The organism is Kouleothrix sp. 19917, from assembly GCF_057073505.1.
In genome coordinates this window covers 2,230,582-2,250,664 of sequence record NZ_CP097099.1, presented here as the reverse complement: position 1 = coordinate 2,250,664, position 20,083 = coordinate 2,230,582, and the positions used below count along the sequence as shown (strand labels likewise).

The 20,083-nt window shown below is 61.8% G+C and carries 18 protein-coding genes; 6 read left to right on the top strand and 12 right to left on the bottom strand.

Annotation, left to right across the window (positions count from 1 at the left end; all coding sequences use genetic code 11):
* Positions 1-146: 146 nt before the first annotated feature.
* From M1P90_RS09370 to M1P90_RS09360, 3 genes are all read right to left on the bottom strand, one after another.
* Positions 147-1,262, bottom strand: a complete 1,116-nt coding sequence (locus M1P90_RS09370; RefSeq protein WP_483702353.1) for a glycosyltransferase family 4 protein — start codon at positions 1,260-1,262, stop codon at positions 147-149.
* Between the two features lie 5 nt (positions 1,263-1,267).
* Positions 1,268-3,664: a hypothetical protein gene (locus tag M1P90_RS09365; protein ID WP_483702352.1), complete on the bottom strand. Its 2,397-nt coding sequence runs from the start codon at positions 3,662-3,664 to the stop codon at positions 1,268-1,270.
* 273 nt (positions 3,665-3,937) lie between these two features.
* Positions 3,938-4,810: a class I SAM-dependent methyltransferase gene (locus M1P90_RS09360; protein ID WP_483702351.1), complete on the bottom strand. Its 873-nt coding sequence runs from the start codon at positions 4,808-4,810 to the stop codon at positions 3,938-3,940.
* Between the two features lie 156 nt (positions 4,811-4,966).
* Between M1P90_RS09360 and M1P90_RS09355 the strand changes: the two genes are divergently transcribed.
* Complete coding sequence (locus tag M1P90_RS09355) at positions 4,967-5,518, top strand: hypothetical protein (protein ID WP_483702350.1); 552 nt, start codon at positions 4,967-4,969, stop codon at positions 5,516-5,518.
* A gap of 169 nt (positions 5,519-5,687) precedes the next feature.
* Here M1P90_RS09355 and M1P90_RS09350 read toward each other — a convergent pair whose 3' ends face one another.
* A complete protein-coding gene (locus M1P90_RS09350; RefSeq protein WP_483702349.1) occupies positions 5,688-5,999 on the bottom strand; it encodes an MGMT family protein in 312 nt (103 codons plus the stop codon).
* Between the two features lie 11 nt (positions 6,000-6,010).
* Positions 6,011-7,966 carry a serine/threonine-protein kinase gene (locus M1P90_RS09345; RefSeq protein ID WP_483702348.1) on the bottom strand — a complete coding sequence of 652 codons (1,956 nt, stop codon included), beginning with the start codon at positions 7,964-7,966 and terminating at the stop codon, positions 6,011-6,013.
* A gap of 326 nt (positions 7,967-8,292) precedes the next feature.
* On the opposite strand from M1P90_RS09345, the gene M1P90_RS09340 reads away from it, so the two are divergent.
* Positions 8,293-11,238: a transglycosylase domain-containing protein gene (locus M1P90_RS09340; RefSeq protein WP_483702347.1), complete on the top strand. Its 2,946-nt coding sequence runs from the start codon at positions 8,293-8,295 to the stop codon at positions 11,236-11,238.
* Positions 11,239-11,472: 234 nt separating this feature from the next.
* On the opposite strand, the gene M1P90_RS09335 is transcribed toward M1P90_RS09340, so the two are convergent.
* Together M1P90_RS09335 and M1P90_RS09330 are read right to left on the bottom strand one after the other, a co-directional pair.
* Positions 11,473-12,771, bottom strand: coding sequence for a methyltransferase domain-containing protein (locus M1P90_RS09335; protein WP_483702346.1), 1,299 nt, complete (start codon positions 12,769-12,771; stop codon positions 11,473-11,475).
* Positions 12,772-13,117: 346 nt separating this feature from the next.
* Entirely contained in the window at positions 13,118-14,236 is a 1,119-nt protein-coding gene (locus M1P90_RS09330) for an NAD(P)H-dependent flavin oxidoreductase (RefSeq protein ID WP_483702345.1), read from the bottom strand.
* Here M1P90_RS09330 and M1P90_RS09325 point away from each other — a divergent pair.
* Together M1P90_RS09325 and M1P90_RS09320 are read left to right on the top strand one after the other, a co-directional pair.
* Positions 14,221-14,697, top strand: coding sequence for a DUF2975 domain-containing protein (locus M1P90_RS09325; RefSeq protein WP_483702344.1), 477 nt, complete (start codon positions 14,221-14,223; stop codon positions 14,695-14,697). The two genes, M1P90_RS09330 and M1P90_RS09325, sit on opposite strands and share 16 nt — an antisense overlap.
* A 10-nt stretch (positions 14,698-14,707) precedes the next feature.
* Positions 14,708-14,911, top strand: coding sequence for a helix-turn-helix domain-containing protein (locus tag M1P90_RS09320; protein WP_483702343.1), 204 nt, complete (start codon positions 14,708-14,710; stop codon positions 14,909-14,911).
* 25 nt (positions 14,912-14,936) lie between these two features.
* Here M1P90_RS09320 and M1P90_RS09315 read toward each other — a convergent pair whose 3' ends face one another.
* From M1P90_RS09315 to M1P90_RS09305, 3 genes are all read right to left on the bottom strand, one after another.
* Positions 14,937-15,302 carry a DUF2200 domain-containing protein gene (locus tag M1P90_RS09315; RefSeq protein ID WP_483702342.1) on the bottom strand — a complete coding sequence of 122 codons (366 nt, stop codon included), beginning with the start codon at positions 15,300-15,302 and terminating at the stop codon, positions 14,937-14,939.
* A gap of 58 nt (positions 15,303-15,360) precedes the next feature.
* The gene (locus M1P90_RS09310) at positions 15,361-15,915 is read right to left on the bottom strand and encodes a P-loop NTPase family protein (protein WP_483702341.1); all 555 of its coding nucleotides are present in this window, start codon (positions 15,913-15,915) and stop codon (positions 15,361-15,363) included.
* A gap of 550 nt (positions 15,916-16,465) precedes the next feature.
* Positions 16,466-17,197 carry a metal-dependent hydrolase gene (locus M1P90_RS09305; RefSeq protein ID WP_483702340.1) on the bottom strand — a complete coding sequence of 244 codons (732 nt, stop codon included), beginning with the start codon at positions 17,195-17,197 and terminating at the stop codon, positions 16,466-16,468.
* Between the two features lie 239 nt (positions 17,198-17,436).
* On the opposite strand from M1P90_RS09305, the gene trxA reads away from it, so the two are divergent.
* Positions 17,437-17,763 carry a thioredoxin gene (gene trxA / locus M1P90_RS09300; protein WP_483702339.1) on the top strand — a complete coding sequence of 109 codons (327 nt, stop codon included), beginning with the start codon at positions 17,437-17,439 and terminating at the stop codon, positions 17,761-17,763.
* A 42-nt stretch (positions 17,764-17,805) separates the two neighbouring features.
* Positions 17,806-18,102 (top strand): metal-sensitive transcriptional regulator, encoded by a 297-nt coding sequence (locus tag M1P90_RS09295; protein ID WP_483702338.1) that lies wholly within the window; start codon positions 17,806-17,808, stop codon positions 18,100-18,102.
* A 48-nt stretch (positions 18,103-18,150) separates the two neighbouring features.
* On the opposite strand, the gene M1P90_RS09290 is transcribed toward M1P90_RS09295, so the two are convergent.
* Both M1P90_RS09290 and M1P90_RS09285 read right to left on the bottom strand, forming a co-directional pair.
* Positions 18,151-18,930, bottom strand: a complete 780-nt coding sequence (locus M1P90_RS09290; RefSeq protein WP_483702337.1) for an SDR family NAD(P)-dependent oxidoreductase — start codon at positions 18,928-18,930, stop codon at positions 18,151-18,153.
* A gap of 9 nt (positions 18,931-18,939) precedes the next feature.
* Entirely contained in the window at positions 18,940-20,076 is a 1,137-nt protein-coding gene (locus M1P90_RS09285; protein ID WP_483702336.1) for a glycosyltransferase family 4 protein, read from the bottom strand.
* Positions 20,077-20,083 lie beyond the last annotated feature (7 nt).

Here is a 20,083-nt window from a genome sequence, read left to right as displayed (position 1 = left end):
AAAATGAACCACAGAGAGATTCTTCACTCCGCTGGCGCAGAGTTTACCCTGAGCGTAGCCGAAAGGTTCAGAATGACACAATGCAAGTCTTTACCCGAACTTGCTCTCATACGGCCAAAATCATTCTGACTTCTGACCCCTGAACGCTACCCCAGCACGCGCTCATAGCACGCCAGCATGCGCGCAATCACCTTGTCCCACGTAAACATCTCGTTGGTCCACGCCCGCCCGGCGCGGCCCATCTGCGCGCGCAGCGCCGGGTCGTCCAGCAGGGTGCGCAATGCCTCGGCCAGCGCGTTCGCGTCGCCCGGCGGCACGATCAGGCCGGTTTCGCCGTCGCGCACCACCTCGACCAGGCCGCCTGTGCGCGCCGCCACGACCGGGCGCTCGCAGCTCATCGCCTCGCAGGCCGCCAGGCAAAAGGTCTCGTGGTCGGTGCTGGGGATCACAAACACGTCGCTGATTGCGTGAAGCAGCGGCAGCTCGGTGTGCGGCCGGTTGCCAATGAAGTGCGCCCGCTCGGCAATGCCCAGCCGGGCGGCCTGCGCTTCCAGACTGGCGCGGTGCGGCCCGTCGCCGGCCAGGATCAGCTGCGCGCCGGGCAGCCTCGCCAGCGCTTCCAGCAGGAAATTCAACCCCTTGAAGGTGACCAGTCGCCCGGCATACATAATCAGCGGCGCGCCGTCGGGCGCGTAGCGCGCGCGCAGCAGCGGGTCGGGCGTGGCGGGGCGGAACAGTTGGGCGTCGAAGCCGTTATACGCTACATCAATCGGGATGTGATAGTGCGCTTCGACCATGCGCGCATTGTAGCGGCTGCACGCAAATGCGCCGTCGATGGCGCGGCGGAACAGGATGTCGCCGGGGAAGAAGTCGGTGCCGTGCGAGTTGTAGACCAGCCGCGCCCCGCGATAGAAGCGGACATGCGCGCCAATCGGGAAGTCGTAGGGCTTCACCACCTGCACAATATCGAAGCCGCCACGCATCAGGTCGCCCACCGCCCATGCCGCCATCGACAGGCGTTCCAGCAGCTTCAGCAGGTTGAGCGATTTGCGCAGCGGCGGTACGCGCCCCCACGTTTCGCGGGCAATGTAGGGATAGCGCCGCACGGTTACGTTGGGCGGCTCGCGCCGCACCGCGCCATTGCCGCCAAAAATCGTCACGGCGTGGCCGCGCTCGGCCAGCTTCTGCCCAACATCCCAGACAATACTTTCCACCCCGCCCAGCTTAATCGTCGTGGTCAGGTTATACAGTGCTATCTTCATTGCGCCTACTGCCGGATCGTCGCGACACGCTCGACCCAGAGCAGCAGCGCCGCGCCAAACGTAAACAGGTACATCGCCGCCACCGCCAGCCGCCCAACGTTCCCACGCCGCCAGGCCCACTCAATCAGCGGTGCGGCCAGCAGCATCATCATGGGCATAAAGTAGAAAATCTGCTTATCGACCATTGAGATACGGCTGCCGGCGATGGTGAAAAGAATCGTGATCGCCAGCCAGGCGCCCGCCAGCGCCAGCACGCGCCGGTTGCGCAGCCAGAACAGGCCGGCGAGCGACAGGATCAGCGGGATCCACAGGCCGAAGATCACCGGGCGGCTGGTGTAGCCCAGGCGCGGGATGTAGTCGGCCAAATATTGGAGGAAAGGCTGGTGGTTCTGAATGCCAACCTGCTGGCCGGATGCCCCGCCGAAAAAGTAGGGCAATGTGCGCGCCACGATCAGCGGAATGTACTGCCCATAGTAAATAATGGTTGAGAGCAGCAGCGCCAGCAGCGCGGCCAGGCCAATTGCACAGACCGGGCGGCGCGCGCCGGGTGTGGCGTCGGCAAAGGCGCGTGGCTGGGCTTCGCCGCGCCGCTCGATCAGCCAGAGCGCCACGAGCAGCAGGATCAGGAACAGCATCATAAACACGGCCATCACCGTGTAGATCAGCATGGTAATTGTGAGCAGCAGCGTCAGCGTCAGGAACGGGCCGCGCTCGCCCAAACGACGGTACGCCACCACAATATACACCGTCGACAGCAGCGTCCACCAGATGCCAAAAGTCGTCGGCAGGTTGCCCCACGAGTGCAGCAGAAACGTTGCGGGTGTCACGGCGTAGAGCAGGCTGGCAAACAGCGACTCGCGTTCGGACAGGCCGAGCTTGCGCCCAAGCAGCGCGATCAGAAACACACGGCTGCAATCGACCAGTGCGCTGAACATATGGCCGGCCAGCACCGCCGGGATGGGCAGGAACCAGAACAGCCCGGCGAAAATATGGAACCACGGCGAGTAGGGAATGACCGGCCGCGTCGCGCCCCACTCGGCGGTGGGCATGGTTCGCTCGTTCATCGGGTTGTCGGTGCCGTAGAAGCTCCAGAACTCGCCATTCCAGATGCGCCGCGCCCACTGGAGCTGGAGCGACATATCGATCCCGACGAAGTAGGGGTAGAGCATCGCGCCGGCTTTGATCCAGTAGCCCACGAAGAACACCAGCAGCAGCGCCCGCAGCGCCCAACCGCTCAGCGGCACGCCCGCGCGCCCAAACGCCCAGCGAATCAGCCATTCCAGTGCCAGCAGCAGCGCCACGCTCCACAGCGCCAGCACGGCCAGGCGCGGCAGCAGAAAGGCCGTTGGGTAGCGCGCCTGCGTCAGCGCGACTGCGCCGCCCAGCACAAGCGCCAGCGCCAGCACCGCCGCAAGGTCGCTGCGCGTGGTCATGCGCGCCAGGCAGGTGAACAGACACAGCGCGATCACCAGCGCATAGAGCACAAACTTCAGCGGCGGCAGCAGCGGCGTTGCGCCAACCGGGGCCACCTGCAAGTCGTACAGCAGCGCGCCGATGTTGCGCGGGTCGGTGAAGGTATTGGAATGCACCACCAGTGTCAGGTCGCCATCGGGCACCAGCGCAGCCGGCACCAGAAACGAAATCTGGCGGCGGTCGCCTTCGGGCAGGTTCGCCACCACCGTGCCATTCGCGCTGATCGTCGCATCGAGCGGCTGGCCGTCGGGGTGTTTCAGCGCCGCCGTGACGCTTACCAGCCAATCACCGCGCCCCAGGCCGGGCAGGCGAATCGTGCTTTCCGCGCCCGTCCAGCGGTAGCTGCGCGCCGGCGCGAGCTTGACCTGCGCCACCAGCCCGGCGGGCGGGTCGGGGTCGCCAATCAGGCCCGGCTCGACGCGCAATGCCAGCGTTGGAGCTTTAGCGAGGTCGGGCGGGATCACCAGCACCAGCTCACGCGGGCTGCTGCGCGCGATCCACAGCCGCCGCCCATTCGCCGAGAGGATGTAGGGCTTGAGCCCTTGCGCATCCAGACCGGGCGCGGCTTCCAGCGTGACCTGCAAAATGCCGTCGTAGCCACCCGGCAGCTCAACCGTCGTCTGGTTGGCCGGCCAGGGGTAGCTGGCCTCGCCCGCAATGCGCCCAACTTCCGGTTCGTAGAAATCGGCGGCGGCGGTGTCGCGGTCGCGTGTCAAGGGCAGAAACGGCGTGTCGAGATAATCGCCAATATCGACATCGACATTTGGGCGCACGCTATACGCCGCCGTGAGCGCCAGGATGGTGCCAAGCGCCAGCAGCAGCGCGGGCAGCCAGCGCGCCGCGCCCAGCGAGGCCAGCAGCGACCGCGCGGCCGGCGCGCGCTTCAGCGCAGGCGCGTCGATGGCAGTTTTCGGAACAGCTCCAGCCACAGAAACAAACCTCTATATAACCATAGTGCGAAGTGCGTAGTACAGCCTGCATGAGGGTTTAGGGTCTGGGGTTTTGGGATTGAGCCTTCAAACCTGAAACCTGCAACCTGCCGCTGTATTTCTTCACCGCAAAGAGCGCAAAGGACGCAAAAATTTTGAGATACAGCCTACCGAATGCCAACAGTATAAGGGTTTAGGGTCTGGGGTTTTGGGATTGAGCCTTCAAACCTGAAACCTGCAACCTGCCAACCTTCAAACCTGCAACCTGCCAGCCTATTCTTTCACCAGCAGCAGCTCATAGGTGCCCTGAATCAGCGTGCGGTAGGCGATGTAGCCGGTGTGCGCCAGCCCGACGCGGCGCAGCGTATCGCGGGCGCGGCCCTTCAAGCCGGTGGCGCTGCCATCGCCGCGCCGCACCCGGTCTTCGCGAATATCGCCCACGCGGAAGCCATAGCGCGCCGCCACCCGCCGAAAGCCGGCCATGGTGTAGTAGTGCATTTCCGACAACTTCTGGCGGTCGCTAAAATCCGAAGCGCCCTTGCTGCGCCCGCGCCGCTCGATAATTGCCTCGGCCAGCGGGCGCGGCAGCCAGTTGAGCAGCGGCAGGTGGTAATGCGGGTCGCGGTAGGCGTAGCGGTTGATGATCGTCAGCAGCACGCGCCCACCCGGCTTGAGCACGCGCGATAGTTCGCTCAAAAGCTGCGTTGGGTCCTGCACATGTTCCACTACATCCCAGGCAATCGCCAGGTCGAAGGTGCCGTCGGCAAAGGGCAGCGCCTCGCCCGCACCATTCAGCACTGGCACAAACTGGTCGTAGCGGGCGGCGCGCAGGCGAATAATATCGCAGTAGGCACGGTTATATTCAAACGCCAGCGGGAAGGCCCCGGCCAGCGCCAGCGCCACGCTGGTGCCGCCCATGCCGCTGCCCAGATCGAGAATGCGCCGTCCGGCCACGCCGCCGCCATAGCGCTCGATCAGGCGCAGCCGGTCGCGCTGGTGGCGCTCCTGCCACAGGCGCATCTCGCGCCAGCGCGTGAAATCGGGCCGCCATGTCATATGTGCCAGCCAGCGGTCGATCCGGCTTGTCAGCTCGTCTTCGCGCGCGGCGTCGATGTGTGGCTCGGGCAGTTGGTCGTATATCGCCATGAAATCATTCCTGGTTTGCGCGGCGCGCACGCTGGCGCCTGCACCGACCACCGATTGTAACAGAAACGTCGGCTGGCGCAAATCGGCGGGTTGTAATTGCGTAATCAGGTGCGGTATAATCGCAGCACGCCGGAAAATACGCCAGAAGGGGGCCGAGTGAACACCAGCGAAATCGCTCAGTGGGTGCAGGAACGCCTGCCCGCCGCGCTGCTTGCCAGTGCGCCCGAGGTTGCGCGCTACGACGACGAAGTGGTGATTGTGCTGCCGATTGCGGCCGCGCCCGCCGCCGACGAGGAGGGCGACGACGCGCGCCGCCAGCAGGAATACCGCCAGATCGCTGAGCAGCGCGAAATGACGCGTCCGCAGCGCATGAAGCTGGCGCGCGAGCTGCAAAAACAGTTGGGCGTGCCCGTGTCGTGGGGCATGCGCGTGGGCACAAGCGAGGCCCTGTTCACCACCCGCTCCGCGCCCGTGATGACGCGCCTGGGCCGCGCCGAGCGCGATGTGCTCGATACACTGGTGGCTGCCGGCGTGGCCGACACGCGCAGTTCGGCGCTGGCCTATGCCGTGCGCGCCTTTTCCGCCGAGCACGCCGACTGGCTGGCCGAAGTGCGCGCCGCGATTGCTCAGGTCGATCAGGTGCGCGCGCGCCTGAAGCTCACGCGCCGCGCTGGCGCACCCACCGTGCCCGATACTGCAGAAGAATAAAGCGCGGGATTGGAGATGGAATGGCAGAGAAGGGCGTATAGCAATACGCCCAGACCTGACAAAGAAGGGCGTATAGCAATACGCCCAGACCTGACAAAGAAGGGCGTATTGCTACACGCCCAGACCTGACAAAGACGGGCGTATTGCTATACGCCCAGACTGAGACACACTACCTCGGCCCTGCCCACAAGAAGCGCGCCAAGTCGACATAACCGCGATTGTCGAACTCGACCCCTTCGCCTTCCAGCAGTTCGCGCTGGAGCGAGGCGTTGTGCGCGTTGCTGATGCGCCCTTCGGCATTGATCACGCGCCACCACGGCACCGTGCGCGATTGCTCGGGCCGCAGGCCGGCCAGCGCCCAGCCCACACCGCGCGCGCCACCTGGCACCGGCGTGAGCTGCGCAATGCGCCCATAGGTCGAAACCAGGCCGGGCGGAATTTGGCTTACCAGCGCGTAAATCTCATCATAATAGCTCGCCATGCGCGCTCCTGCTAGAGTGGGTAGGTTTCGAAGGTGCCGTTCTGGTAGAGTACATATACCGCCGCCCCCGTATCGAAGCCAAGCGGGCTGTAGATCAGCCGGCCATTGGCGAAGCGCTGCACCGCGCCAGTGGCGGCTTTCTCGCCGCTCACCCCCCAACCAAGCTGGCCCGAAATGGTATCGTTGGCATACCACAGCTTGCCAAAGCCGCGAATCGGCTCGATCAAACCGTCGGGCGGAGCCAGATCGCCGCTGTCTTCGGGGTCGCCTTCGTGCCAGGTATCCTCAAACGATTGCCATTTCAAGAGGGTCGTTTGGCCTTCAGAACCTTGCAGGACGTAGATCGTTCCATTGCCCGTCTGTGGTCCGGCCAGCCACAGCATTTGCCCACGCTGGAAACTCTGCTCGGCAACTGCGCGTTCTTGCTGATCTTGCGCCGCGCAGCCCAGCCGGTCGGCCAGCTCGGGCCGATTCTCAAGCAATGTGGTGAATTGCGCGCCGATCTCAATCGGGCAGGGCGGCTCGGTTGGCGTGGGCGTGGGCGGAATCTCGGTTGGTTCGGGCGTGGGCGTGGCGCTTGGTGCGACGGTTGGCGCGGCCGTTGGCGCTTTCGTCGGAGCCTTGGTTGGCGCTTTGGTGGGCGCGACTACTACATCGGGCGCTTTGGTGGGCTCAGGCGCGCTGGCTGCGGTTGGCCCCTCGGTAGGTGGCGGCGCGTCGGTTGCGGCCAGCGGCACGGTGGGCTGCAAGGTCGCCAGCGGCACGGTGGGCTGAATTGGTGTGGTGGGCAGGGCCGCAGCACTCCGCGGGTAGAGCAGGCCAGCCGCGTACAGGCCGCCCCCGCCAATCACCAGGGCCAGGATCAAGCCCAGCATCACCCAGGCAGCCGCGCTGCCGCTCCTTTCGCGACGCTGTGGCAGTGTGCGCGCGGACGGGGGCGTGGGCATGCGCGGTGCCAGTGGCTCGGCGCGGCGCGGCGGCGCGGCATTGCCCTGGTGCGTGGCTTGCGGCACCGTCGTGCCACTCCCGCCAACACCGCCAATCGCCACGGCCGGCACAACCACGCGGCCATCGTTGGTGCGGCGGATTGCTGGCGGCGGCGTTGGCATTTCCAGCCCGGCTGCGCTGTGCAGTGCGCGCGCAAACTCGCCCGCGCTCTGGTAGCGCTGCGCCGACTCACGCGCCAGCACGCGCCGCAGCACGCCATCGAGCGCGGGCGGCAGCGAACGATCGAATGATGATGGCGGCGCAAAGGTGCCATGCAGGTGGCCCATCAGCACTTCTTCGGTGCTGCCCTCGTATGGGCGGTGGCCGGTGAGCGCGCGGTACACCACCACGCCCAGCGCATAAATATCGGCGCGCGCATCAACTTTGTGGCCGCCGCGAATCTGCTCGGGGGCCATGTACTCGGGCGTGCCAATTAGCACGCCGGTAGCCGTCAGGCCGCGCGCCGCCGCGTCGAGCGATTTCGCAATGCCGAAGTCGGTGAGAATCGCCCGCGCGCTCGCCAGCCCCTGCATACCATCGCCGTCGATCAAAATATTCGCTGGCTTGATATCGCGGTGGACGATCTGGCGGGCGTGCGCGTAGTCGAGCGCGGCGGCGACCTGATCAACAATTGGCAGAAGCTCGGCGGGCGGGATGCTGCCGCGCAGCCGCAGCACGTCGGCAAACGACTGCCCGCTGAGCAGCCGCATGGCGATGTAGACCATGCCGTCGGTATCGCCAACATCGTAGATCGGCAGAATGTTGGAATGATCGAGCCCGGCCGCCAGCACCGCCTCGCGCTGAAAGCGCTCGACCAGGGCGACGTCGCCGGTGTATTGCGGGTACAGCACCTTCAGCGCAACATCGCGGCGCAGCACGGTATCGCGCGCGCGATACACTGCCGCCATGCCGCCGCGCCCAAGCACTTCAAGAATTTCGTAGCGGCCCAGCCGCCGGCCTTTTAAATCTTCAAGACGCATAACCGTGTGTCTCTTCCGCCAGCTGTGGCAGCCGGCGCGCAGACGCCCATACTGCGGTGTATAGCAATAAACGAGCGGCGGAAGCCAAAATCACATGCCTTTACACCACCCCGCCCATACACTGCACCAGAATAGCCTGAACGATGTTGCGCGCCAGGATTATAGCATAGCGATTCTATCAGCAAGATATCATTTCGCCTGCCATTGCGCGCCGCCAAACGCATGGTACAATGCGCGGCTGAATGTGCGAAAATACGCAATCATTGCGCCTGCGCAAATGTAGCCCGGTTTGCTGCCTTTGCCCGGCCCGATAGGTACCGAATCGAATGGCAGATCGACCTTTTCTTCCCGGCCGCCGGCCCGACCCGGGCACCGCGCGGCGGCGAATCCCAACCTCTATGCTGCGCCGCCCGCCTGTTGTAGGTAACGGCGCGATCAAATGGTCTTCACGCATCTTGCTGGTGCTGGTGCTGGCTGGTGTCCTCACCACGCTGTTTGGCGCGGGCTCAGTCTATGGCGCGTATGCCCAGCTTGCGAACTCGCTGCAAGGCCGGCTCGATACACTGCAAAAGCACGAGGGTTTTCAGACCTCGCGCATCTACGATCGAAACGGCAAACTTCTTTATGAATTCTTTGACGCTGGAAAGCGCACGCGGGTTCCACTTTCGCAAATTTCGCCGCTGCTTGTTCGCGCAACCGTCTCAATCGAAGATAAAACCTTCTTCAAAAACAGCGGCGTCGACTATGAAGGCATTATAAAAGCCGCTTACCGCGCGGCAAGTGCGGGCGAAGAGCAGGGCGGCGCGTCGACCATCACGCAGCAGCTGATCAAGCAGGCGGTGCTGACCGAAGAGGAAAAAGCGCCCGAAAATCGCTACAAACGCAAAATCACCGAGATCATTCTGGCGCAGGAGCTTTCGCAGCGCTACAGCAAGGACGATATTCTTGAGCTGTACCTGAATGAGATTTACTATGGCAACCTGGCCTATGGCATCGAAGCAGCCTCGAATGTGTATTTCAACCGCCACGCCAGCGAGCTAACGCTGGCGCAGGCATCGCTGCTGGCCGGCTTGCCGCAGCTACCCAACGTCTACGACCCGATCAACTATCTCGAAGGCGGTGTGCTGCGCGGCGTCCAGCTCGGCAACGACTGGCTCTCGCCCACCTACGATTTCCCGGCCGATACCGCCATTCCCAAAAAGCGCCAGGCCGCCGTGCTCACGCAGATGGTGGATGAAGGGTACGTGACCGAGGCGCAGGCGCGCGCCGCCGCCGCCGAAGACCTGACCTTCTCCAGCCAGGTTGCGCCAATCAATGCGCCGCACTTCGTCTTCTATGTGCGCAAGCTGCTGGAAGAAAGCGAAGAATACGGCCCGCAGTTTGCCAACCAGGGTCTTTCGATCTATACCACCATCGATCTCGACATGCAGCGCATGGTGCAGCAGAAAGCCGCCGAGCGCATTCGCGAGCTGGGCGAGCGTAATATCCACAACGCTGCCGTGGTGGTGATGCAGCCCAACACGGGCGAGATCCTTTCGATGGTTGGCAGTATCGACTACAACGCCAGCGTGCCAACCACCAGCAAGGGCGAGAAAGGCAATGTGCTCGACGGCCAGGTGAACGTCACCACGCGCGACCGCCAGCCTGGCTCGGCCCTTAAGCCCTTCACCTATCTGTCTGCGATGGATCAGGGCATGACGCCAGCTTCGATTATGTGGGACGTGCCAACCGAGTTCCCGCCGTTTGGGGCGAACTCGTACAAGCCGCTGAACTACAACGGCCGCTGGAACGGCCCGGTGCGTATTCGCACTGCGCTGGCCAACTCGCTCAACATGCCGGCCGTCAAGGCGCTCAAATACGCGGGTATTCAGAACACACTCGATCTGCTGCACCGCGCCGGTATCACTGGCCTGCAAAATCCGCCCGACTACTATGGCCTGGCGCTCACGCTTGGCGGCGGCGAGGTCACGCCGCTCGATCTGACCACTGCCTACAACACCATGGCCAGCCACGGCACGCGCTACGAACCAATGGCAATCCTCAAAATTGTCGACAGCCGCGGCAATGTGCGCGAGTTCCAGCCCAAACCCACGCCCAACGCAATCAACCCCGACCATGTCGCGATTGTGACCGACATGATGAGCGATGATCAGGCGCGCGCGCCGATCTGGGGTTTGAACAGCAAGCTCAAGCTTTCGCGCCCGGCCGCCGTGAAAACCGGCACCTCGAACGACTGGCGCGACGCATGGACCGTCGGCTTCACGCCCTATGTCACCGTGGGCGTGTGGAGTGGCAATAACAACAACGAGCCAACCGCCAAAGTCGAAAGCCTCACCGGCGGCGGCGTGATCTGGCATAACGTGATGGAAGAGCTATTCAGCAACCCAGAGTATGCGAAGATCCTGGCCGAACCCTACAATGGCACGCTGCCGCTCAATTTCGAGCTGCCGAAAGACATCACGCGCAAGCCGATCTGCCAGCTTCCCGGCTCGTTCAACCGCTACTCGCAGGAGCTGTTCTCGCCCGACATGAACGGCAAGAACAATCGGGATGCCGCGACGCCCACGCCCGACGGCTCAGGACTACAAGCCGGCGGCAAGATCCAGAACGGCTGCGACGCGTATCGCGAGATGACGGTGGCCAACCTGGGCACAACGCCCGTCGCCACCAACGAGAATGGCGACCAGCAGCCGCTCGACCCGGCGTCGTTCTGCCGGCCCGTTGAGGGTGTGGATGTGCCGCCCGAGATGATCACCACGATCAAGGTGTGGAATGTGCCGCCCGACGACCCCGACGAGAAGGTTGAGTATAAGTGGCAGGGCGGCAGCGCAGCAGCAACGAACGACATTCCCGAGTGTACGGGCGAGCTGATTGCTTCGGTGGCGCCGCCCGGCTCGGTGCGCATGCCCGACCTGCGCAGCTTTGGTGAAAACCAGGCCAAGGAGCAGCTGGCCGCGCTGGGCATCAGCAACGTGTATGTCGACTACCAGACGCGCGACCGCATCCCCGATGTGTTCGATACTACCGCGCCTTATGCGGTGGTGAGCACGCTGCCCGGCCCGGGTGCGTGGATACCGCCCGGCACCACCGTGGTGCTTGGCGTGCGCGCGCCCGACGAAGCACCGGCCCCGCCCGCCGAACAGCCAACTGCCGCCCCTGCCGATGGCCAGCCGCCCGCGCCAACGCCGGAAGGCGGGCAGCCGCCCGCGCCAACGCCGGAAGGCGGGCAGCCGCCGCCGCCGTTTGAAATACCAACGCCGCCAGTTCCATAATTCTGCAACAAGCAAGCGCGAGGGTTAGCCGCCCTCGCGCTTCTGCTTTCCGCATCAGAAGAATTTGTCTGGCAGGTCACCTTGATCAATGGCGAACAAGCATCTGCACACCCTGCGCTCTGTCAGGTCATTCGGACATAACGTTGTGGAAGGTTGAAGCGGCGTTGTCTGGAAAACCAGCTTACCCGCCGGTCGCGGCGTAGAGCATGAACAAACTCCACGCCCAACCGAATTTTACGCCTTTCTGGCCACAACCAGTAAGTTCTTGCCCAGCGGCGGCACCAGATTCTTTTCCGCTAGCCGGCTTCCAGGAACCACAAGGCGGTCATACAGGGCAATACACCCTTTGCTCATGGAATTCTTCAGCAGCGTGAAATGAATGTACCAGGGAAATATGCCGGCGAGATCAAAATACCGCGCTTTGACGACGGAAAACCCCGCCTGCTCAACAAGGTTCGTGAGGCTGTGTTTCGTGTATCGCCGAAAATGCCCAATTTGCCGATCAAAATCACTGTATAGCCAGGGGAGCGCTGGTACAAATAAAAGCAGATGACCTTGAGGCTCAATGGTGGCGTGCACAATGCTCAGCTCAAACCCGTCATCCTTGATATGTTCAAGCACATTAATGTATACAATGCTGTCAAAACATTGCCTGATTGGCTGGTGCGCAAAAAAAGCATTGATTGCCTGCGCGCGTTTATCGCATTGCAGCGACTCGTGCAATACCGTGTACATGTTCCCTGCCGGTTCAAATGCCGTCAGGCGGCTTACATCTGCTTCCAGAATAAGCTTTGAAAAGCTGCCCACACCTGCACCTACCTCGGCAACAGAACCACGAAGATACGGCAGGAATTCGGCAAGGATCCATCTGCGATAGTTATCCGCGCAGGACATAGCTTCTAAATCTTTGCCGAAGTATTCGGTTTTGTGTTCTGGAATAGCGTATTTTTTGCGTGCACCATCGCTGCTGTATGCCTTGAGCATCAGCGATACACTGGCAACAAGCAGGAAGGTTGCCAGTGGCTGAGAAAAATCCTGCTTCTGGTACGCAAATGCTGGCGATGCAAGCCCATACACTGCCGCACATGCTACTGCGGAATTTCGCGGGAAGCGAAACTGCCTGGCAATGAGGCAGACGCAGCTTGCCGAAAGCGCAGTAAGGATGCTGTTTGTGATGCTGATATGCATATAGCTCGGATCATAAAACAGCGCTGTAGAGCTATTGGGCACCACGCGAAATGTTGTATCGTGCGGGAATATGAACAAGCTAAAGACTGTGAGCGGCACAAGATACACCAGCGAGAATCCCTCTGGCCAGAGCGTATAGTTTGCCGTATATGTGTCCCATACGAATGGCGGTGAAAATCGCAGTGTATGCTGAAAAAGCAGCGTTTTCGATTGCTGGTACATGGCCATTCCATCAACGGAATAGTGATGGCCCGCCATGGTGAAGATGTAAATGACGAGGAGAATTCCAAACACCAGTAAAAGATCGAATGCTTGTGAATGCGCCGCCTGATGATCATGGTTCATTGCACACTCACACTACGCTCAAGGTTTTAAGCGCGCTGCTCTGGCCTGTGCACCGGCTCTTTCGTTATGAAGCGGCCGTTTTCTGCTCAGGAAGCTTGTTTTGGCTGCGCGACAAGCGCGCGTCGCTTCGAGTGCCTGCTGATTGGCCATAGACGCACTGTTGGCAAACAGTGATTCCGCCAGGTGAAGCAGCTGTGGTTTGCACCCAGGGCTTGCCAACCACCAGGGCGGCATTGTTATACTGCCGTGAGTCTGGGCGAATGCCAGCTGAGCGGTAACGTTTGCCAGCCGTTCCATTACCAGCACGCGCTTGCGAAAAGAACCACCTCCCGACCCCCCGCGAGTGTTATGCTGGATGAAACAATGCAGCAGCACGTTGCCGCACGATCTGCTCGGCCTCGGCAACAATCCGCTCGACGATCAGGCCAGCCGGCTCGAGGGCGCGGATGATCCCAACGGCCATGCCTGCGCTAATATCCACCACATCTGCATTGTGAGCGCTGGCCGCTGTTTCTAGCTCGCGCTGAAGCTCGGCCTGATGCTCGCCGATTGCGTCGGTGCGGCCATCCCAGGCGCTGTTGAACCGATTGCGCAGCACACGGTCGGCAATGCCGGCAGGGAAAGCGGCGCCGCGCACCTGATCGTAGACGGACGTGCGGATGGTGTCGTCGGCAGTAGCAGCTAAGAGAGCGTGCTGCTCCCATGCACCGCCACCCCATTCGTGGCTGGCAACAAAGCGGGTTCCTAACGAAGCGCCGGCTGCGCCAAGCATCAGCACCGCTGCGAGCCCGCGCCCATCGGCAACCCCGCCGGCCGCCAGCACGGGAATATCGCCCACACTATCCATCACTGCGGGCAGCAGGGTCAGCGTGCTCGCCATGCCGGTGTGTCCGCCGGCTTCGGTTCCCTGCGCAATAATGGCATCGACGCCTGCCTGGGCTGCCCGCTGCGCCTGCGCCAGGTTTTGCACCTGCGCAAAGACCCGCACGCCCCGCGCATGCGCCGCCGCGACATACGGCGCAGGGTCGGCGAAGGAGTGGTTGATCACTGCGACACGCTCGTCGAGCGCAACCTGCACCAGATCCTCGACATTCGGAAATGAAGAGATAAAGCCGACGCCAAAAGGGCGCTTGGTTTTCTCACGAGTGGCGCGGATCTGCGCGCGCAGCCAATCGGGGCCGCCGCGGCTTGTGCCGCCAATCATGCCAAGCCCGCCTGCGTTAGCAACGGCAGCGGCCAGAACTGCCGTTGCTGTGCCGCTCATCGGCGCGTTCAAAATCGGGTGGCTGATGCCAAGCAAATCGCACAGGCGGGTGTGAATCATACGACGCTCCGCTGCTAGTTTCTCCCGGCGCTGATAATTTTTTCCGCAAAACGATACTAATATATTGACAAACGATAAATAACCTGCTAGGATATTCGCATCTGCTTGTGCATGAGGTGCCTGGTATGAAGCGAAACTCAACCCTGTTTCTTCAGCTCGTCATTATTTTTATTGGCATTGCAGCACTTGCCTTTCTGCTGTGGGAACCTCAGATCGAGGGCAGGAATGCGCATGCCACACCCTTTCAGGTATATTTCAACGATCCATTCCTGGTGTATGCCTATGTTGCGTCCGTGCCTTTTTTCATGGCCTTGTATCAGGTATTCAGGGTCTTGGGCTATGCCGGGCACAACACGGCATTCTCGCCGGCAACGGTAAACGCCCTGCGCACTATCAAACACTGCGCCCTCGCCATTATCGGCTTTGTAGTCGTATCAATCATTTTTATGCCATTTGCCGACACCGACGACCGGCCAGCGGGGGTTTTCATACGAATCGTTATTGCCTTCGCTTCAATTGTTGTGGCTACTGCGGCGGCGGTGTTCGAGCAGATTTTGCAGAATGGCGTTGACATGAAATCTGAGAATGATTTAACGGTGTAACGAGCATACTATGGCAATTATTATTCATGTCGATGTGATGCTGGCGAAGCGGAAAATGAGTGTTACCGAGCTTGCAGAGAAAGTCGGTATCACAATGGCTAATCTTTCCATTCTCAAAAACGGGAAAGCAAAGGCCATCCGTTTATCAACGCTGGATGCGATCTGCAGCGCTTTGGATTGCCAGCCCGGCGATGTTCTGGAATACCGCAAATAAGCGGTGCCCACGCTGCGCATATTCCTCACCCATCGCGCAAAATCTTCTCCATCTTCCGGCCTTTCGCGAGCTCATCCACAAGCTTGTCCAGGTAGCGTACCTGCTGCGTTAGCGGGTTCTCAATTTCTTCCACCCGATACCCACAGATGACGCCGGTGATGCGGTGCGCATGTGGGTTGAGCGAAGCCTGCGCGAAGAACGTTTGGAACGTGGCCTGTGCATCGATCAGCTCCTGAAGTGTCTGATCATCAAAGTTGGTCAGCCATGTGATCACCTGATGCAGCTCTGCTTTGGTTCGGCCTTTCTTTTCTACCTTTTGCAGATACAATGGGTAGACGGAAGCGAAGGTCAGGGTTGCAATGCGCTGGTCGTGCGTGGTGGAAGTTTTCATATGTGCCTCATTATTTTGTGTGAAGCTTCCGCAGGATTGCGACAACGTGTGCTCTGCGCTAAAACCGTGAGATGTTATCAAGAAACTGTCGGATCGCTTGTTTGGAACGCAAGGTGTGCAATGTCGCATGGCTGCCATGCTGCGCCACAATTGCCATCTCTCGTTCGCGCTCAGACGTGCGCCCCAACCAGACGCGCCACATCAGCCACCATTCGTCACGCAACCGTCGCCAGGCCATATCTTCGCAGCCCTCGGGCAGCTGGTTGCCCTGCGGGCGGCGCAGCCCACGCACGAATGCTCGCGCTGCGCAGAGCCACCAGGGTGTGTCGAGGTACACAATCGTATCCGCGCGCCTGAGCCGCAGATCCAATGTCTCGTGATAATTACCATCGGCAATCCACTCCTCGCCAGCAAGCAGCGAGGACTGAATATCACGCCATTCCGTTTTCGATGGCTCCACCCACCCTGGTTTCCAGAAGTGCACGTCCAGATGGATCACTGGAAGGCCAGTTTTTGCGGATAGCTGCCGCGCAAATGTGCTCTTGCCCGCACCAGCCATTCCACTGACGACAATACGATGACCAATGCGCCGGGCTGCATCGTTTTCGCTCATGTCACCAACTCACTTGCGTCGATTGTGGAGCCTCTTCTTATCCCGAACTGACATTTAATCAACTATCGCCGAAGCGAATTGGCGCATAATCGCCGCGTGCTGGTGCAGCGGGGCCGCGTGGAGCGCGCTGATGAGCTCACGCAGTCGCGGTGTGAGCACAATATAGTGCACGTGCAAATAGCCAGGGCCACCGCCAGTCCACTCATAAAGATCAAAGGAGTGCCCTATGGCTGCGATAGCCTGCTGATCGCTTGGGCGCGTGGCGCGTTCGGACATCGTACTAGCTTTAGAGGCTGTTCCTTTCGCACATCATTCGATGTCTGCGGGCGGCATAACGGAGGCATGAGTGCACTGCTTTTCAATTATCTCTGCATTCATTTGGGGGTCCAGGGGCGCTAGCCCTTGGCCGGGGTGCTGGGGCGGGTAGCCCCAGCGGCCCTGCGGCCTGAGCAAGCTGCGTCGAAGCTGGTACTGATCGCGGCCCGAGCAAACAGCACTGATAAGCCCACTCGCCTGAGAAACAAAGCCCCTGCGGCCCAAGCAAACAACCCTAGCTGGCACTTTCGCCGGGTGCAAGCGCAATCACCTCGGTATCGACATTGAACTCCTGCAAGTGCTCGCGCAGCTTCTCGGGGGTGCCGCTGAGCAGCGGGAAGGTGCCGTAGTGGCCGGGAATGGCATACTTGGCGCGAATGAGCTTGAGCGCATAAGCCGCCTGGCGCGGCCCCATGGTAAACCAATCGCCAATCGGCAGGATGGCAAGGTCGGGCTGGTACAAATCGCCGATCACCAGCATATCGTAAGTCACAGCCGTATCGCCAGTGTGGTAGATCGTAAAACCATTCGACATGCGCAGCACATAGCCAACTGCCTCGCCCAGCGGCACAATCGTGCCATTCTCGACATAGGTGCTGCTGTGCTGGGCGCTCGTCATCGTGGCCTGTACGCCCGCAAACTCAACCGTGCCGCCCTTGTTGAAGCCCACAATGCGCTCTTCGCCCACGCCCTGCGCGGTAAGCCAGCTCGCAACATCGAAAATACACACAATTTTTGCGTCGGTGAGAGTCGCCAGCGACAGCAGATCGCTGATATGATCGAAGTGCCCGTGGGTCAGCAGAATCGCGTCGAGGCCCTCGGTGCGGACGCGGGTTTTCCATTCTTCGGGGCATTTGGGGTTATCCAGCCAGGGGTCGATCAGCAGCTTCTTGCCCTCGGGCGTGACAATATGAAACGTGCCATGCCCTAGCCAGCTAATCGTCGTGTCGCGGCCAATCGCTGCCATGCGCGCCTCCTTGTGCGCTCGCCCACGTGCGCGCGCGAGCCTGCCGCACAGCGCGCCGCAGCTATGGAACGAGTTATGCTATTTCTTCAGAGCGGTTGCGCATAGTATAGCACACCGCTGCCCGCACAACGGCGCGCAGGCACTTGACGCGCGACGAAAAGTGGGTATAATACAGATACCCCCCGGGGGTACCCGCTCGCTTTGCACGCGCGGGGATGCAACGATTAAGGAGACCTGTCATGGCGAAGCCGGTTGCCGTCACCGATACTGAGTTCGAGCAGAAAGTGCTCAATTCCGACGTTCCTGTGGTTGTGGATTTTTGGGCGCCCTGGTGCGGCCCGTGCCGCGCCGTTGCTCCGATCCTCGACGAGCTGGCGGGCGAGTACGAAGGCAAGCTGACGATCGCCAAAGTCAATACTGACGAAGATCAGCAGTGGGCCGGCCAGCTCGGCATCATGGCCATTCCAACCATGGTCGTCTTCAAGAACGGCCAGGAAATTGGCCGGCTGCAGGGCGCGCGCCCGAAGTCGATGCTGAAGCAGGAATTTGATCGGATTATTTCTTAAAGCCAGGCTGTGGCTTAGGCACACGAACGCTGAGGAGCGCATATGTCGGAACCAAAGCCCTCCGCGCTGCTAAGCGGGCCGATCAGCGAAGCAACACGCGCCGATGTGCTGGTGCGGTTGCGCCGTATCGAAGGGCAGGTGCGCGGCGTTCAGCGCATGGTCGAGGAAAATCGCGATTGCCGCGATATTGTGGTTCAGCTGGCAGCGGTGAAAGCATCGGTTGCCAGCCTGAACACCCTTGTGGCCGAAACCTACGCGCAAGAGTGTTTGTGCGGCTCGGACCAGCTCGAAACGACTGACGTGGCGAAGCTGCTTGATTTGCTGAAAGCCGCCCGCTAGCACCAATGCACCCAGGGCGCGAGATCACACCGATCTCGCGCCCTGTTTTTATGTGCTTTCCCAGTGGAATGAACGTGCCAGCAGCCAGTCGGCTAAGCCCGGCGCGAACAAGCTCACCCCCACCATCAGCCGATCCAGTGGCGAAACGTACTGCACGCGCGGCTCGCGGATCGCGGCACGCACCAGCGCCCCTGCCACCTGCGCAGGCGTGGCCGCGCGCGCTTGCACGCCCCGCTGCTCGCGGCCTTCGCCCAGGCGGTGCGCCGCGAAATCGGTCTGTGTAGTGCCGGGCCGCACCAGCGTTATTTTCACGCCGCTGCCGCGCAGCTCCATGCGCAGCGCTTCGGTCAGGCGGTCGAGCGCGGCCTTGGCGGCGGCATAGCCGCCCAGGTACGGCAGCGCGCGCAGCCCCACCACCGACGAAACGAAAATGATCTGCCCGCCGCCATTGCGCAGGTGTGGCAGCGCGGCCTGGGTGAGCGCCAGTGGCCCGAACACATCCACTGCCAGCGCCTGCTGAAAGGTTTCGGCCTTCAGCTCGGCAACTGGCGCGGCCAGCCCCACGCCCGCATTCTGGACCACAATATCGATTGTGCCGAGCGCCGCGACGGTTTCCTTAACCAGGCGCTCAATCGCCGCCGGGTCGCTCACATCGGTGGGAATAACCAGCGGCTTGCCGGGCAAGGTGCGCGCCAGCGCGTGGAGCCGTTCGGCGCTGCGGGCGGCCAGCACTAGGCGTGCGCCAGCATCGGCAAAGGCGTGTGCGGCGGCCGCGCCAATCCCCGCCGACGCGCCGGTGATCAGGACGATTTTTCCATTTGGGTGCATCGTGCTTCCTTACCGTTTTTGGCGCCAGCGCCCGTGCCAGCGTTGCGCCAGGGCATAATAGCCAATGAGTTGATCCATTGTCGCTTCCCAGCCCCGCGCGCGGGCGTGGGCCAGCGCGCCAGCACCAAGCCGCTCGCGCAGCCCAGGATCATACTGCAAGCGCCGCACCTGATGAAGCAGCGTGCGTGGCTCGTCGGGATTGTACACCAGCGCGTTGTGCTCGTCGTGCAGAATGTCGACCAGGCCGCCACGCATTGGTGCAATCACTGGCAATCCGCAGGCCATGGCCTCCAGCGCCACCAGGCCAAAGGTTTCGTTCGTGGAAGGAAAGATGAGCGCATCGGCACAGGAAAACGCCTGCACCAGCTCGTCGCCGCTGAGAAAGCCGGTGAATACGGCTGGACTGTCGCGAAAACGCTCACGCATCTGCGGCATCTCTGGCCCGCCGCCAACGATCGCCAGCCGCGCGCCGGGCAGTTCGCGCAATGGCTCGGCCAGCCCGCCAAGACCTTTTTCTTTTGCCACCCGCCCAACGTACAGCAGCAGAAAATCGCCGGAGTGATTGTTGCTGAGCCGCACGCGCATCGCCGGGCTGGGTGGTAGCGGGCGAAACAGCCGCGTATCGACGCCACGCCGCCACCAGCGCACCCGCCGAAAGCCCTGGGCGCGCACCTGGCGCAGCACCGCGCTCGACGGCACCAGGTTGAGGTCGGCGCGGTTATGCAGCACCCGGAAAAAACGCCACAGTCCGCGTTCGGCCCAGGGGAAGCCATAGGCGCGAGCGTAGCCAGGCACATCGGTGTGGTAGGAAGCGAGCAGCGCCAGGTGGCGGGCGCGCGCATACAGAATCCCGGCCGGGCCAAGAAAGGCTGGGTTGACGACATGTACCACGTCGGGACGAAACTCGCGCAGCGCCCGCAGTGCCGCTGGCGTGAGCAGATTCATGCGCACGTCGGGGTAGAGCGGGAAGCGCGGGCCATTCGTACTGACGCAGCGCGCGCCAGCATACTCGGCTGGCATGTCGGGCGGCCCAACGACAAGTGCCGCGTGCCCCTGCGTTTGCAAACGCTGAAGCGCGAGGCACAAGATGCTCACGATGCCATCGATTTTGGGCAGAAACGTCTCGGTGAAAAAAGCAACTCGCATTGCGCCG

Bases quoted from the DNA above. Each gene is read 5' to 3' on its own strand.
- M1P90_RS09360 (WP_483702351.1), bottom strand. From the start codon at position 4,810: ATGGCGATATACGACCAACTGCCCGAGCCACACATCGACGCCGCGCGC.
- M1P90_RS09305 (WP_483702340.1), bottom strand. From the start codon at position 17,197: ATGGCAGCGATTGGCCGCGACACGACGATTAGCTGGCTAGGGCATGGC.
- M1P90_RS09325 (WP_483702344.1), top strand. From the start codon at position 14,221: ATGAAGCGAAACTCAACCCTGTTTCTTCAGCTCGTCATTATTTTTATT.
- M1P90_RS09285 (WP_483702336.1), bottom strand. From the start codon at position 20,076: ATGCGAGTTGCTTTTTTCACCGAGACGTTTCTGCCCAAAATCGATGGC.
- M1P90_RS09295 (WP_483702338.1), top strand. From the start codon at position 17,806: ATGTCGGAACCAAAGCCCTCCGCGCTGCTAAGCGGGCCGATCAGCGAA.
- M1P90_RS09310 (WP_483702341.1), bottom strand. From the start codon at position 15,915: ATGAGCGAAAACGATGCAGCCCGGCGCATTGGTCATCGTATTGTCGTC.
- M1P90_RS09350 (WP_483702349.1), bottom strand. From the start codon at position 5,999: ATGGCGAGCTATTATGATGAGATTTACGCGCTGGTAAGCCAAATTCCG.
- M1P90_RS09320 (WP_483702343.1), top strand. From the start codon at position 14,708: ATGGCAATTATTATTCATGTCGATGTGATGCTGGCGAAGCGGAAAATG.
- M1P90_RS09315 (WP_483702342.1), bottom strand. From the start codon at position 15,302: ATGAAAACTTCCACCACGCACGACCAGCGCATTGCAACCCTGACCTTC.
- M1P90_RS09290 (WP_483702337.1), bottom strand. From the start codon at position 18,930: ATGCACCCAAATGGAAAAATCGTCCTGATCACCGGCGCGTCGGCGGGG.
- M1P90_RS09370 (WP_483702353.1), bottom strand. From the start codon at position 1,262: ATGAAGATAGCACTGTATAACCTGACCACGACGATTAAGCTGGGCGGG.
- trxA (WP_483702339.1), top strand. From the start codon at position 17,437: ATGGCGAAGCCGGTTGCCGTCACCGATACTGAGTTCGAGCAGAAAGTG.
- M1P90_RS09345 (WP_483702348.1), bottom strand. From the start codon at position 7,966: ATGCGTCTTGAAGATTTAAAAGGCCGGCGGCTGGGCCGCTACGAAATT.
- M1P90_RS09340 (WP_483702347.1), top strand. From the start codon at position 8,293: ATGGCAGATCGACCTTTTCTTCCCGGCCGCCGGCCCGACCCGGGCACC.
- M1P90_RS09335 (WP_483702346.1), bottom strand. From the start codon at position 12,771: ATGAACCATGATCATCAGGCGGCGCATTCACAAGCATTCGATCTTTTA.